We start from the raw sequence: 13689 nt of genomic DNA, 5'->3' as shown, positions 1-13689 counted from the left end.
GTTTGGTGTGCGAACAAATCCCGCCCGTTGCTCCATGAGTTTGTTTTAGCTGCATTTGTGCGACGTCAGGTGATTCCACTTGCCTGCAAAATGCTCTAAGTAGCCTTCCCATGAGACTTCTTTTTCTTGGCGACATGGTTGGAAAAGCAGGCCGCACGGCGGTCTGGGAGCAGCTTCCCGGCCTGATTTCGGATTACCGGCTCGATTTCGTCATCGTCAATGGCGAGAACGCGGCCGGCGGCTTCGGCATTACCGAGCAGATCTTTCATGCCACCATCGAGGCCGGCGCCGATGTGGTGACCACGGGTAATCATGTCTGGGACCAGCGCGACGCGCTGAATTTCGCGCCGCGCGAGGACCGCTTCCTGCGTCCCGCCAACTTCCCCAAAGGCACGCCCGGCAAGGGCGCGGGGCTCTATATCGCCCGCAACGGCGCGCGCGTCATGGTCGCCAATATCATGGGCCGGGTGTTCATGCATCCCGAGCTTGACGATCCCTTCCAAGCCGGCGAACAGGAGCTGGCCGCCTGTCCGCTCGGGGAGCAGGCCGATGCGGTGGTCATCGACTTCCACGCCGAAGCAACCAGCGAAAAGATGTGCTTCGCCCATTTCGTCGACGGGCGCGCCTCGCTTGTCGTCGGCACCCACACCCACCAGCCGACCGCCGATCACCAGATCCTCAATGGCGGCACCGCCTATATCTCGGACGCCGGCATGTGCGGAGACTATGATTCCTCGCTGGGGATGGACAAGGAAGAGCCGCTCAACCGCTTTCTCTCAAAGGTGCCGAAAGGGCGCTTCGAGGCCGCGAACGGGCCGGCGACGCTGTGCGGCGTCGGTGTCGATATTTCGGATCGCACCGGGCTCGCCGAGCGCGTTGCGCCATTCCGGCGTGGCCCGCGTCTGGAAGAAACGGTTCCTTCTTTCTGGGCCTGAAAGAAGAAAAAGATGGTCCGGCATTGAAGGCCGTACCTTTGTACCCTAATTTCCGTCTCCACCTTATCTGGAGACCTTAGTCTACAATGTTAGACCTCATCGCCGACCATTTCGACTGGTTGAGCAATCCAACCGCGTGGGTAGCGCTTCTCACCCTTGTCGTCCTTGAGATCGTTCTCGGCATCGACAACCTGATTTTCATCTCCATCCTGACCAACAAGCTTCCGCCGGAACAACGCGCAAAGGCCCGTGTGCTGGGCATAGGAGCCGCTCTGGTGATGCGTCTGGTTTTGCTGGCGACGATTTCCTACATCGTCAAGCTCACCACCCCGCTGTTCACCCTGTTCGATGAACCTTATTCCTGGCGCGACATCATCCTGATCACGGGCGGATTGTTCCTTGTCTGGAAGGCAACGCGGGAAATTCACCACACCGTCGATCCCGAAACGGACAAGAGCGAAATGATCGGCCGCACGGTGCAGCTTTCGCTGGGTGCGGCGATTTTCCAGATTTTGCTGCTCGATCTGGTGTTTTCGATCGATTCCATCATCACCGCCGTGGGCATGACTGATGAGATCGCGATCATGTACATCGCGGTCATCACAGCGGTGGTCGTGATGTTGCTGGCGGTGAACCCGCTCTCCGCTTTCATCGAGAAGAACCCCACCATCGTCATGCTGGCGCTGGGCTTCCTTCTGATGATCGGCATGACGCTGATCGCGGATGGCATGGGCTTCCATGTGCCCAAGGGCTACATCTATGCCGCCATGGGCTTCTCGGCGCTGGTCGAGGGGCTCAACATGCTGGCAAGGCGGCGAAAGTCAAAAGTCAGGAGCGGCGGCGGGCACTGAGGCCGCCGCCACCTGAAACGTCAGCTGCCGTCCGGGGTTGGCAGCTCGCCGCGCATCTCGCTGGGGTAAAAACCCTCGCGCAGATTGATGCCGTATTCGACATAGGCCTTCATGCAGGACAGCATCTGCGACCAGCCCTCGCAATTGCCGTAGGAGGCCTTGCGGCCGCGTTCGTCCTCGCGCCAGCCGGATTCGGCGATGGTGACGAAAGTGCCGCCGTCCTCCAGCGGCTCGAAGCCCATCTCGATGCGCTGCCGATCAGGCGCATCCACGACCGCTGGATCAGCGAATATGCCGGCCATGCCATGAGCATTCTCGACCGCCTCAAGAGCGATCTCGACGGCTGATCGGTTTCAGACGCCTTTCAGCACGATGATGGTGCGCTGGCGCGGCAGGGTGCGCAGCGACACGGTGAGCGAGGGGCTGTCGCGGAACTCGACGGCGAAGCCCGCTCCCATGCGGCCGGTGAAGGCGCCGATCGGCGTGGAGTGCCGGTGCATGGGCAGGACGATGGACGAACTCAGCCGCCCGGCGATCTCGCTCATGCCGTCGAGGGAGAGCGTCATGCCGCCGTCTATGGGGACCATCACCACGTCGAGCCGGCCGATCGCCGCATAGTGGGCGTCGGCCAGCCGGATGTGCAGATGGCCGAGATGGCCGATACACAGCCCTGCCACCTCGAAGATGAAGATGGAATTGGCGTCGCGCTCCAGATCGCCGCCCCATGTGCGGATGTCGGTGGGCACGTTGCGGACATAGACGTCGTCGATGCCGAGCGCATGACTTGCCGGTCCGCCATCCGGGTTCCAGCCGCGCAGCACATGGGCGATGCCCGGATCGGGCGTTTCGGTGTAGTGGGTGCGGTGCGCCTTGTTCATGGTGACCACGTCCGGTAGCGGATCGGAGCCATAGGCGCCGTTGTAGTCGGTGGCGATGCGCACGCCGCCGGGCGTCTCGACGACATAGGTGGAGTGGCCGGCATAGGTGATGCGAACCTCGTCCTTCGCCCCGGCTTGCGCCGGGATGAAACTGGCAAAGGTGACATGCGGCAATGTCTGCGCGATGGCGAGGCAGCGCGAGGGCGCGGCCTGCTCCTGCGCCATGACGGGGGCAGCCATGAGCCAGAAAAGGCTGAGGCAGATGAGCAGCAGGCGCGGAACCGACATTGCTCCCTCCGGGTTGGACCCTCACCAGACGGGCCCCCTTTCCGGATGGGCCTCTCCATGCAGGGCGACACAAACTACGATTGCCCGCGCCATGACCGCCAGTCACGTTTTCGCGACCGGGCAAGGCGGTTCGTCTGGACGGATTGCGTTGATTTCTTTATAAGCCGGCCATTCCGAGCATCGGTTCCCCAGGCGGAATCAGGCTTGCGGACCACCCGATGCTTTATCACACAATCAGGTCCGATCCCCGGGTACACAGGCCCGCCGCGATCCGGATACCCGAGCATCAAGGAGTCCCATGGCCGGCCATTCACAGTTCAAGAACATCATGCACCGCAAGGGCCGTCAGGACGCGATGCGCTCGAAGCTGTTTTCCAAGCTGGCGCGCGAAATCACCGTCGCCGCCAAGCAGGGCATGCCCGACCCGGCGATGAACCCGCGCCTGCGTCTCGCGATTCAGAACGCCAAGGCTGAATCCATGCCGAAGGACAATATCCAGCGCGCCATCAACAAGGCGTCCGGCGGCGATGGCGACAATTACGAGGAGGTCCGTTACGAGGGCTATGGCCCCGGTGGCGTTGCCGTGATCGTGGAGGCGCTGACCGACAATCGCAATCGCGCCGCGTCCAACGTACGCGCGGCCTTCACCAAGGCCGGCGGCGCTCTGGGCGAAACCGGATCGGTTTCATTCATGTGGGATCGCGTGGGCGAAATCGTCTATCCGGCCTCCGCCGGTTCCGCCGATGCGGTAATGGAGGCAGCCATCGAGGCTGGCGCCGAGGATGTGGAGTCCGACGAAGAGACCCACACCATCTACTGTGCGTTCGGGGATATGGGCGAGGTTTCCAGAACGCTCGAAAGCGCCCTTGGTGAAGCCAGCTCCGTCAAGGCGATCTGGAAGCCCCAGAACACCATTCCGGTCGATGAGGACCGTGCCCGCTCGCTGATGAAGCTGGTTGGCGTCCTTGAAGATGACGACGACGTCCAGAACGTCTACGCCAATTTCGAGGTCGACGACGAGACCATGGCCAGGCTCAGCGCCTGATGCAGGCGGATCGCGGCCCCCGCATCGTCATAACCTACTGCACGCAGTGCCAGTGGCTGCTGCGTGCGGGGTGGATGGCGCAGGAGCTGCTGTCCACCTTCGGGCCCGATCTTGGCGAAGTGGCGCTGGTGCCCGGCACCGGCGGCGTCTTTTCGATCACCTGCGGCGACACCCTGATATGGGAGCGCAAGCGCGACGGTGGCTTTCCCGATGCCGCGCGGCTCAAGCAGCTCGTGCGCGACGTGATCGACCCCGAACGCAGCCTCGGCCATTCTGACCGCAAGCCGCAGGACTGAGCGAAAAGCTTGTCCCGCCGACCGGCCAATAAAAAACCCGCCTCGAAGGCGGGTTTTTTTATTCCAGTCCGGCGAACCGGCTCAGATGCCGAGATTGGCGAACTTGTTCTTGAACTTCGACAGACGGCCACCGCGGTCGAGCAGGGTCTGCTGGCCGCCGGTCCAGGCCGGGTGCGTGGTCGGGTCGATGTCGAGGTTCATCGTGTCGCCTTCCTTGCCCCAGGTCGAACGGGTCATGTACTCGGTGCCATCGGTCATCACGACCTTGATGGAGTGGTAGTCGGGATGGATATCTGCCTTCATCGCTCTCGTCCTGGCTTGGGGGGACGGCGGCCCTGCGGCGATGCGCCCCTTTTTAAAACTCGAAGCCGCAGCTATTCAAAAGCCGCGGCCTCTAAAACGGTCGGCGTGCCTATACATCAACCGAAATTGAATCACAAGGTCGTGCCGTAGCATAATGGCGGTGGCCGAAGGGCAGGGAGGACCACCGCAGACATGGCGCAACCGGAAAGCGCGGAACAGCGCAGGCGTTCTCTCAGGCCGCTGAGGCGGGTCTTCCCTTACATCGGCAGCTATCGCGGCCTCGTTCTGGGCGCCATGGTCTCCCTGATTCTGGCCGCCGTGACGACGCTGGCGCTGCCGCTGGCGGTGCGGCGCATGATTGACCACGGCTTTTCCCATTCCGACACGACGCTGGTGTCCAACTATTTCACCATGCTGCTGGCCATGGCCGCGATGCTCGCGCTAGCCTCGGCCGGTCGCTATTATTTCGTCATCACGCTGGGCGAGCGGGTGGTTTCGGACCTGCGCCGCGACGTGTTTTCGCATCTGACGACGCTGTCGCCGTCCTTCTTCGATCGGGTGCAGTCCGGCGAGATCGTCTCGCGGCTGGCCGCCGACACCACGCAGATCAAGTCGGCCGTCGGCGCCACGGCGTCGGTGGCGCTGCGCAACATCATTCTGGGGTTCGGTGCGCTTGCCATGATGGTGGTGACGAGCCCCAAGCTGTCCGGTCTCGTCATCGCCGCCATTCCGCTGGTGATCGTGCCGCTTGTCGCTTTCGGCCGCTCCGTGCGCGGGCGTTCGCGCGCCGCGCAGGACATGCTCGCCGCCGCCAATGCCTATGCCGGCGAGCAGATCGGCGCGGTGCGCACGCTGCAATCCTTCACCAATGAAGGGCTGGTCACGTCCCGCTTCCGCGCGGCGGTGGAGGCCGCCTTCAACGCCGCCCGCGCCTCCATACTGGCGCGCGCCATGCTCACCTTCGTGGCGATCTTCATCATCTTCGCGTCGGTGGTGGCGGTGTTGTGGTTCGGCTCGCGCGATGTGCTGACCGGTGCGATGACGCCCGGCACGCTTGGCCAGTTCCTGCTCTATTCGGTGTTCGCCGCCGGCGCGCTGGGCGCGCTGTCGGAGGTCTGGGGCGAGCTTTCTCAAGCCGCGGGCGCTGCCGAGCGGCTGACCGAGCTGCTGGAGGAGGAGCCGGGCATCAAGGCCTCGGCCCATCCAAAGCCGCTCCCGGTTCCCGCACGCGGTGAAATCGCCTTCGATCATGTCTCCTTCGCCTATCCGGCCAGCCCCAATCGCTCTGCGCTGCATGATCTCAGCTTCGCCGTGCGTCCGGGCGAGACAGTGGCGATCGTCGGCCCTTCGGGCGCCGGCAAGAGCACGGTGTTCTCGCTGATTCAGCGTTTTTACGATGTCGCCGGCGGCGCAATCGCGGTCGACGGGATTGATGTGCGCGAAGCGGACCCGCAGACGCTGCGCGCGCGCATGGCCATCGTGCCGCAGGAGGTGACGATCTTCGCCGCCACCGTGCGCGACAACATCGCCTTCGGCCGGCCCGATGCCACCGACACCGAAATCGAGGCAGCGGCTCGCGCGGCGCAGGCGGAGGAATTCATCCTCAGGCTGGAGCGCGGCTACGATACGCAGGTGGGCGAACGCGGCGTGACGCTTTCGGGCGGCCAGCGCCAGCGCATCGCCATTGCCCGCGCCATCCTGCGCGATGCGCCCATCCTGCTGCTCGACGAGGCAACCTCGGCGCTGGACGCCGCCAGCGAGACGCTGGTGCAGGAGGCGCTGTCGACGCTGATGCGTGCGCGCACCACGCTGGTCATCGCCCATCGTCTGGCGACAGTGCTGGAGGCCGACCGCATCCTCGTCATGGATGAGGGCCGCATCGTGGAAGAGGGCACACACCGCAGCCTCGTCATCAAAGGCGGCCTCTATGCTGAGCTTGCGCGTCTCCAGTTCGACGCCGGGGCCGGCATTCTGGAAGGGGCGGCGGAGTAGCGCAGCCGCTTATCCGAGAAGATCGCGCGCGGTGCGCATGAAGATCCGCGCGCCGATGGCGATCAGCTCGTCGGGAAAATCGTAATCGGGATTGTGCAGGTTCGGGCGGTCGACACCGGAGCCGAGATAGAGCATCGCCGATTTCGATGTGTGGCCGAAAATGCCGAAATCCTCGGAGGCGCGCATCGGCAGTTCCTCCTCGTCATGGGGCACGTTTTCGGCATCGAGCGCGGCCGCGAGAAGTGCTGCCGCTTCAGGCTCGTTCAGGCTGGCGACGAAGATCTCGTGATAGTCGAAGGTGCATTGAAGTCCTTCAGCCTTTGCTTCCTCGCGCGCCATCGCTTCGGCCGCAGTGCACAGGCCCTCCATGCGTGCATCCTGCCTCGTGCGCAGGGTCACGCGGATCTCCGCATGGCCGGGGGCGACGCCGAAAACGGGCTCGCCCATGCGCAGATGGGTGACGGTGGCCATCGAGAACTCGTCGCTGTCGAAGGAGCCGCCGCCGAGTGCTGCGAGCCTTGGCATCAGCCGGCTTACAGCAAGCATCGGCGAAACGCCGCTTTCCGGCATGGAGGAATGGGCGGTCCTGCCGTTCAGCGTGATGCGCAGGCCGCGCGAGGCGCAGTTGACGACGCCTTCGCGCAGGCGGACGTGGCCGAGCGGAGTGCCGGGCAGATTGTGCAGCGAGAAGGCGAAATCGGGCCGGATCAGCGCATAGCGCGGATCGGCGGTCACGCCGGCCGCGCCGTCGCCGGTTTCCTCGGCCGGCTGGTACATCAGCACCACGCGGCCGCTTGCCGGCCGCTGCCGTCCGAACAGGCGGCCAAGGGCGGCGAGGATGGCCATATGGCCGTCATGGCCGCACATATGGCCCTTGCCCTCGATGGTCGAGCGATGCGGAATGTCTGAAATCTCTGCGATGGGCAGGGCATCCAGTTCGGCGCGGAAGAGAAGCGTCGGGCCGGGTTTTCCGCTGTCATAGACGAGGGCGACGCCGTGGCCTCCCAGTCCGGTCAGCATTTCGTCGGCTCCGGTGTCGGCCAGAAAGGCAACCACGCGTTCTGCCGTCTCCTTCTCCTCGTTGGAGATTTCGGGGAAGCGGTGCAAATCGCGGCGGAAGGCGACGAGGTCTTCGATGTCCTGATTGGTAAGCTCCATTAAGGCTCTCCCTTGCCGCCATAGCGCTTTTGCAGATGGGCGATGAAGTGGTGCGCGTCGAGCTTTTCGCCGGTGGCGCGCTGCATCAGGTCCGGCGTCGACCAGCGCGAGCCCTGCGCCCAGATGCGGGTTCTGCGCCATTCGTTGACGGCGGAGAAATCGCCTCTCGCGATGGCCTCATCCGTGTCGGGATGTTCGCGCACAAGTGCCGCCCATTGCTGCGCCGCCATCATCGCGCCCAGCGTGTAGGAGGGGAAATAGCCAAAGGCGCCGCCCGGCCAGTGAACGTCCTGCATCGGTCCGTCGCCCGGATTGTCGATGGTGGAAAGACCGAGATAATCGCGCATGCGCGCATCCCATGCCTGCGGAATATCGGCGACGTCGAGTTTGCCGGAAATCAGCTCCTGCTCCAGCTCGTAGCGCAGGATGACATGCAGCGGATAGGTCACCTCGTCGGCATCGACGCGGATCAGCCCACGCCCGACCTGATGGACGTGAGGCAGGATGTCGTCCAGCGACCAGCTTTCGCCGAGGTGGCTGTCCACCACCGGCAGCGCCCAGCGCCAGAAGGCGGGGTTGCGGCCGATCTGCTTTTCCACGAACAGGCTCTGGCTTTCATGGATAGCCATGCCGCGCGCCTTGCCGAGCGGCCAATGCGACCAGTCGCGCGGCAGGTTCTGCTCGTAAAGCGCATGGCCGGTCTCGTGCAATATGCCCATCAGCGCCGACAGGAACTCGGTGGTGCGGTAGCGCGTGGTGATGCGCACGTCGCTCGGCACGCCGCCGCAGAACGGGTGGTGGGAGACCGACAGGCTGCCCCGCGTCAGGTCGAAGCCGACAGCCTCCATCATGGCGAGGCCGAGCGCCCGCTGTTTCTCGATCGCATAGGTGCCGGAGAGCGGTTTCAACGGGCGCTTTGCACGTCGCTGCGCCTGCACATCGAGCGCCTGCGGCACGAAATCCTTGAGGAACGCCTTGAGGTCGGTGAAGACCGGGGTGATGTCGGCGGCGCGGTTGCCGGGATCATATTGCTCCATCAGCGCATCATAGGGGGAAAGGCCCAGCACCTCGGCGCGCATGGCGGCTTCCTCCCGCGCCAGCGCCACCACGCCCTCAAGTGCCAGCTGGAAGCTCGACCAGTCGCCTTTTGCGCGCAGGTCGCGCCACAATTGCTCGCAGCGCAGGCGCGCCGCCGTCTGGCGCTCGACGAACTCGGCCGGCAGGCAGGTGAGGTTGGTGTGGTGGCGCCTGAATTCGCGCAGCGCCGCCGTCTGGTCCTCGTTCAGCGCCTCGGTCTCGGCAGCGGCGATCCAGTCGCCGATTTCGGGTGCGGTCGCCTGCCGGTGATACAGGCCGGAAAGGGTAGCCATGGCCTCGGCGCGCTTTTCGCCGCCGCCCACGGCCATATGCGTGGCCTCGTCGGCGCCCAGTATGGCCAGCGCATGTTCGAGCGCTTCGAGCCGGCGGCAAAGATCATCGAGCTTCTGGAACGACATTCTGCAGTCCTGATTCTGTAACGAAGGGCAGGGGACAGGAATGCGGCGCGTCTGGCAAGAGGAGCCGGCATGCGGGCCGTTATGGGTGCTTGCGAATCAGATAAGTGTGTGCTTATGTGATGGCATGAACGAGAATGAGATATTCCGCGCGCTGGCCGATCCCACCCGCCGCGCGATCTTCGAGAAGCTGGCGGGCGGCAGCATGAACGCCAGCGCGCTGCGCGAAGGCATGGCGATCAGCCAGCCGGCGATGTCGCAACATCTCGGCGTACTGCGTGGCGCCCGGCTGGTGCGCGAAGAAAGGCAGGGGCGCTTCGTCAACTATGAGGTCGATCCCGAAGGGCTGATAGCGATGGCGCGCTGGATGGCGAAATACCGCAATTACTGGCCGGCGCGCATCGATGGTCTGCGGGACCTGTTGAAGGACATGGATCAATGAACGACGCACCGACACAAGAGCAGGATGCCGGCATCGACCAGACTTACGAGCTGGATGCCCCGCCGCAAAAGGTCTGGCGAGCGATCAGCCTGCCGCAGTTCCGCGAGCAATGGCTGCCGGGCACGGATCTGGCCGATCCGCAGGCAGAAACCATCACGCCGGGCGCGGAAGTGCGCTACCGCATGCGCGACTCCGCGCCGCCCTTTCTTGAAAGCACGGTGACCTTCCGCATCGCCGCCAATGCGGATGGCGGCACCAGCCTGCGCGTCATCCACCGGCTTGTCGATGTGCGGTCGGCCAGTCGCACGCAGGCGGCCAACAGCAACGGAATGCCCGTCATGCGCGCCGCCTGACGTTTTCCAGATCTTCCCCAATCACTGAAAAACGGAGTTCGCCGATGCGCGAAACGATGCAACTCGTCCCTATGGTCATAGAGCAGTCGAGCCGCGGAGAGCGGTCGTTCGACATTTTCTCGCGCCTGCTGCGGGAACGGATCATTTTCCTCAATGGTGAGGTCAACGATACGGTTTCGGCTCTGGTCTGCGCGCAGATGCTGTTTCTGGAATCGGAGAACCCGAAGAAGCCGATCCATCTCTATATCAATTCGCCGGGCGGCGTGGTGACCAGCGGCCTCGCCATGTACGACACCATGCGCTACATCCGCGCCCCGGTGCACACGCTGTGCATGGGCACGGCCCGCTCCATGGGTTCGTTCCTGCTGATGGCGGGGGCGCCCGGCCATCGCGCGGCGCTGCCCAATGCCAGCCTCCTGGTGCACCAGCCGTCCGGCGGCTTTCAGGGGCAGGCCTCCGACATCTTCATCCATGCCGAGGAAATCCAGCGCACCAAGCGGCGCATGACGCAGCTTTACGCCGAACATTGCGGGCGCAGCTACGCGGAAGTGGAGCAGGCGCTGGACCGCGACCATTTCATGACGGCGGAGGAGGGACTGGAATGGGGCCTGATCGACCATGTCCTGCATGCACGCGATGAGAGTTCGGATCAGGGCGCCGGCGCGTGATCTCCGGCTGATTGGGCGAGGCGGGCACATGGCCCGCCCCGAGGATGCCCTGCAGGCATTTTCCTGGAGCAATCCCGGTGAAAAGAGGATCACCTGCAATGCTCTATCTCTTTGTTTCTACGCAATTCAGGGCGCAAAACCGCTACGCACTTTTGCTGGAATTGCTCTAGTAGATGATCGGGTTTACCTGATAGGAAATGCCCTGAACCCGGCCAAGCAGCTGATGATATTGCGCCGTCGGAATCTGGCCATGGTCGGAAGCGGCCAGCGCCATGGTGTCCTTGCGGATGCTGCGCGCGTCGGCGCGCAGCGTTCTGGCCTGATCCGGGCTGATGACATTGTCTGCGAGGGCCGCGTTGATGCCGTCGCTGACGCTGCCGAGCTGGTCGAGGATGACCCTGGCCGTGCCTGTCTGTGCGGTGACAGCGGGCAATCCCGGCGCTGCGTCATCCGCCGATGCAAAGGCACCGGTCAGCGGCGCGGCGGCAAGGGCGGCAGTGAGGGCGAGGGTGGTGTAAGACAAAGAGCGCATCTCGGCGTCTCCTTTTCTGAAGAGAAACATGATTTCTCTGAGCGGATCGTCCGGTTCCGTCGCGTCGCGGCATTGAAAGCCACCGGCAGTTCCCGATCCGCGAGCAGGCTAGGACCGGATGCCGGCAAACAAAAATTAAAAAAAGATAATGTTGGCCGCGCTTGCCGGCCGCATTTCACGCTCTAATCGGGAGTGTTACCGCTCGGTGAGCTTCAGTTCGATGCGGCGGTTGCGGTCACGCGCTTCCTGTGTGTCGCCTTCGTCGAGCGGCTGGTATTCGCCGAAGCCTGCGGCGACCAGCCGGTTGGCGGGTACGCCGTTGACGATCAGGAACTTGACCACGGAGATGGCGCGTGAGGCGGAAAGCTCCCAGTTGTCGCGGAAGCGGCCGGTGCCGGAGAGCGGCCGGTCGTCGGTGTGGCCGTCGACGCGCAGCACCCAGTTGATCTCGGGCGGGATTTCCTTCTGCAACTCGATGATGGCATCCGCGAGCTTCTTCATCTCGCCCTGACCGGCCTCGTTGATCTGGTCGGAGCCCAGCGGGAACAACACTTCCGACTGGAACACGAAGCGGTCGCCGACGATGCGGATGTTCTCGCGGTCAGCGAGGATCTCGCGCAGGCGGCCGAAGAAATCGGAGCGGTAGCGGTTCAGCTCCTGCACGCGCTGGGCGAGCGCAACGTTCAGCCGCCGGCCGAGATCGGCGATCTTGGTGTTGGATTCGCGGTCGCGCGCTTCCGAAGCGTCGAGCGCCTGTTCAAGGGCGGCGATCTGGCGGCGCAAGGCCGAAATCTGCTGGTTGAGCAGTTCCACCTGCGACAGCGCGCGCTGGCTGATCTGGCGCTCGCTGTCGAGTTCGCCCTCCAGCTTGTCAGCGCGGGCGGTGGCGGCGCTTCCGGCTCCTGTCCCGGCGGCCAGCAGTTGCTCAAGCCGGCTCTTTTCGGCCTCTGCCGCGGACAGGGAAGCCTGCAGGTTGGCCAGCGCATCCTGCGCGTCCTGCGTGTTGCCCTTTTCCAGAGCGAGCAACTGGGTCAGCTCGTTGATCTGCGCATTGAGGCGGTTGAGCGCTTCGTCCTTGCCGGAAATTTCGCGGCTCAGCAGGAACTGCGCCAGCACGAACACCGAAAGCAGGAACATGATGGCGAGCAGCAGCGTCGACAGCGCATCGACGAAGCCCGGCCAGTAGTCGATATGGCGATAGCTGCGGCGTCCGCGCCCCAGAGCCACCTCACTTCACTCCCTTCTGTGTGTCGAGGGCGGAGGCGATCTTCTCCAGCGTTTCGCGCATGGCGCGCTGCTCGTCGGACTGGGCTTCCACCCAGTCGCGCATGATCTGCTGTTCGGAGCGCATGTTCTTGACCAGCCCGGCAATGCCGTCGGCCAGATTGGCCATGGCGGCTGCCGTGCGTGGGTTGGAGCCGTTGCTTTCCTGCAGGGAGCGCAGCCGCTCAGACAGAGAGCGAAGCTCGTCCGTGGTGCCGGCGCTGCGTCCGTTTTCGGGGCCGGCCAGGTCGGAGGAGAGGTCCGTGACCGAGGAGAGCCAGTTCTCCAGCTCGGTGTAGAAACGGTTCTGCGCGCGGCCGGCCTGAAGGTCGAGGAAGCCCAGAACCAGCGAGCCGGAGAGGCCGAACAGCGAGGAGGAAAAGGCCGTGCCCATGCCGGACAGCGGCGCGGAAAGGCCCTGCTTCAGCGCTTCCAGAACCGAGGCCGAGTCGCCGGTGCCGGGATCGAGCGACTGGATGGTGTCGCTGATCGATCCGATGGTTTCCAGGAGGCCCCAGAAGGTGCCGAGCAGGCCGAGAAACACCAGCAGGCCGACGAGGTAGCGCGAGGTGTCGCGGGTTTCGTCGAGGCGGGTGGCGATCGAATCCAGCATTGTGCGCATGGAACTGGTGGAGACGGCGATCGCCGACGAACGGCCAAGCATCGCCTTCATCGGCGCCAGCAGGACGGGGTCGGTGGCTTCCACGCCGGCGCGGAAGGAGTTCACCCACCGAACCTCGCGAAACAGGCGGCCGACCTGCGCGAAGGCGAGCAAAATGCCGACGATGAGCACGCCGAGGATCAGGCCGTTCAGGCCGGGATTCGTGGAAAAGGCCGAGTGGATCTGGCGGGACAGGATGATGGCGATGAAGCCGACCAGTCCCAGAAAGATGACCATGGTGAGCAGGAACACCTGCGGGCTGGAAAGCTTGTGGGGATCATAGCTCAGCACATCCGAGCCGCCGCCTATGCCGAACGATCTGAGCAGGGCCATCCGTCTTCCATTTCGTTTCTGCGCGCTGGCGGCAACTCTAATCGGATTTGCGGCGAAATTGGAAGCCGCGCCGTCGAGATGAGAGGATTATGCGGCCGTGCCACACTCTCGCCCATCTCCAAATTATGCTGAAGCAGTCGAATCGGTGATGGCGGGAGGGGCTTTCGAGAGAAAAGACACGGATGCGTGCCGTCACTC

At 64.0% G+C, this 13689-nt stretch carries 15 protein-coding genes and 2 pseudogenes; 9 read left to right on the top strand and 8 right to left on the bottom strand.

What is annotated here, in order from left to right; all coding sequences use genetic code 11:
- The first annotated feature begins 110 nt into the window (after positions 1-110).
- Positions 111-935, top strand: coding sequence for a TIGR00282 family metallophosphoesterase (locus HNR59_RS02240; protein WP_183825364.1), 825 nt, complete (start codon positions 111-113; stop codon positions 933-935).
- 86 nt (positions 936-1021) lie between these two features.
- Positions 1022-1786 (top strand): TerC family protein, encoded by a 765-nt coding sequence (locus HNR59_RS02235; RefSeq protein ID WP_183825361.1) that lies wholly within the window; start codon positions 1022-1024, stop codon positions 1784-1786.
- A gap of 20 nt (positions 1787-1806) precedes the next feature.
- Here HNR59_RS02235 and HNR59_RS02230 read toward each other — a convergent pair.
- Positions 1807-2040: pseudogene (locus HNR59_RS02230) on the bottom strand (SRPBCC family protein); the annotation flags it as partial.
- Between HNR59_RS02230 and HNR59_RS20685 the strand changes: the two are divergent.
- A pseudogene (locus HNR59_RS20685) lies at positions 2026-2133 on the top strand (transcriptional regulator); the annotation flags it as partial. The pseudogenes HNR59_RS02230 and HNR59_RS20685 sit on opposite strands and share 15 nt — an antisense overlap.
- A gap of 6 nt (positions 2134-2139) precedes the next feature.
- Here HNR59_RS20685 and HNR59_RS02225 read toward each other — a convergent pair.
- Positions 2140-2952 (bottom strand): MBL fold metallo-hydrolase, encoded by an 813-nt coding sequence (locus HNR59_RS02225; protein ID WP_183825358.1) that lies wholly within the window; start codon positions 2950-2952, stop codon positions 2140-2142.
- A 298-nt stretch (positions 2953-3250) separates the two neighbouring features.
- On the opposite strand from HNR59_RS02225, the gene HNR59_RS02220 reads away from it, so the two are divergent.
- Together HNR59_RS02220 and HNR59_RS02215 are read left to right on the top strand one after the other, a co-directional pair.
- Entirely contained in the window at positions 3251-3997 is a 747-nt protein-coding gene (locus HNR59_RS02220; RefSeq protein ID WP_183825355.1) for a YebC/PmpR family DNA-binding transcriptional regulator, read from the top strand.
- Positions 3997-4293 (top strand): Rdx family protein, encoded by a 297-nt coding sequence (locus tag HNR59_RS02215; RefSeq protein ID WP_183825353.1) that lies wholly within the window; start codon positions 3997-3999, stop codon positions 4291-4293. The genes HNR59_RS02220 and HNR59_RS02215 overlap by 1 nt, the downstream gene beginning before the upstream one ends.
- 81 nt (positions 4294-4374) lie before the next feature.
- Here HNR59_RS02215 and rpmE read toward each other — a convergent pair whose 3' ends face one another.
- Positions 4375-4596 carry a 50S ribosomal protein L31 gene (gene rpmE / locus HNR59_RS02210; protein WP_183825350.1) on the bottom strand — a complete coding sequence of 74 codons (222 nt, stop codon included), beginning with the start codon at positions 4594-4596 and terminating at the stop codon, positions 4375-4377.
- Positions 4597-4788: 192 nt separating this feature from the next.
- On the opposite strand from rpmE, the gene HNR59_RS02205 reads away from it, so the two are divergent.
- On the top strand, positions 4789-6588 hold the full coding sequence (locus HNR59_RS02205; RefSeq protein WP_183825347.1) for an ABC transporter transmembrane domain-containing protein: 1800 nt from the start codon (positions 4789-4791) through the stop codon (positions 6586-6588).
- 9 nt (positions 6589-6597) lie between these two features.
- Here the strand turns inward: HNR59_RS02205 and HNR59_RS02200 are convergent, their stop codons facing one another.
- Together HNR59_RS02200 and HNR59_RS02195 are read right to left on the bottom strand one after the other, a co-directional pair.
- Complete coding sequence (locus tag HNR59_RS02200) at positions 6598-7746, bottom strand: amidohydrolase (protein WP_183825344.1); 1149 nt, start codon at positions 7744-7746, stop codon at positions 6598-6600.
- A complete protein-coding gene (locus HNR59_RS02195) occupies positions 7746-9242 on the bottom strand; it encodes a carboxypeptidase M32 (protein WP_183825341.1) in 1497 nt (498 codons plus the stop codon). The genes HNR59_RS02200 and HNR59_RS02195 overlap by 1 nt, the downstream gene beginning before the upstream one ends.
- Before the next feature lie 106 nt (positions 9243-9348).
- Between HNR59_RS02195 and HNR59_RS02190 the strand changes: the two genes are divergently transcribed.
- From HNR59_RS02190 to HNR59_RS02180, 3 genes are read left to right on the top strand one after another with little or no spacing between them, the layout of a single operon-like run.
- On the top strand, positions 9349-9681 hold the full coding sequence (locus HNR59_RS02190; protein ID WP_183831264.1) for a metalloregulator ArsR/SmtB family transcription factor: 333 nt from the start codon (positions 9349-9351) through the stop codon (positions 9679-9681).
- Positions 9678-10034, top strand: coding sequence for an SRPBCC family protein (locus HNR59_RS02185; protein WP_183825338.1), 357 nt, complete (start codon positions 9678-9680; stop codon positions 10032-10034). Before HNR59_RS02190 ends, HNR59_RS02185 begins: the two co-directional genes overlap by 4 nt.
- 44 nt (positions 10035-10078) lie before the next feature.
- Positions 10079-10702: an ATP-dependent Clp protease proteolytic subunit gene (locus HNR59_RS02180; RefSeq protein WP_183825335.1), complete on the top strand. Its 624-nt coding sequence runs from the start codon at positions 10079-10081 to the stop codon at positions 10700-10702.
- A gap of 166 nt (positions 10703-10868) precedes the next feature.
- On the opposite strand, the gene HNR59_RS02175 is transcribed toward HNR59_RS02180, so the two are convergent.
- The 3 genes from HNR59_RS02175 to HNR59_RS02165 form a co-directional block, all read right to left on the bottom strand.
- Entirely contained in the window at positions 10869-11234 is a 366-nt protein-coding gene (locus tag HNR59_RS02175; RefSeq protein WP_183825332.1) for a hypothetical protein, read from the bottom strand.
- A 195-nt stretch (positions 11235-11429) separates the two neighbouring features.
- Complete coding sequence (locus tag HNR59_RS02170) at positions 11430-12461, bottom strand: peptidoglycan -binding protein (protein ID WP_183825330.1); 1032 nt, start codon at positions 12459-12461, stop codon at positions 11430-11432.
- Between the two features lies 1 nt (position 12462).
- On the bottom strand, positions 12463-13491 hold the full coding sequence (locus HNR59_RS02165) for a MotA/TolQ/ExbB proton channel family protein (protein ID WP_183825327.1): 1029 nt from the start codon (positions 13489-13491) through the stop codon (positions 12463-12465).
- Positions 13492-13689 lie beyond the last annotated feature (198 nt).

It is taken from the genome of Aquamicrobium lusatiense (assembly GCF_014201615.1).
Lineage (GTDB): Bacteria > Pseudomonadota > Alphaproteobacteria > Rhizobiales > Rhizobiaceae > Mesorhizobium > Mesorhizobium lusatiense.
The sequence above is the reverse complement of the archived record's forward strand: the minus strand, read 5'-3'. Positions and strand labels throughout refer to the sequence as shown.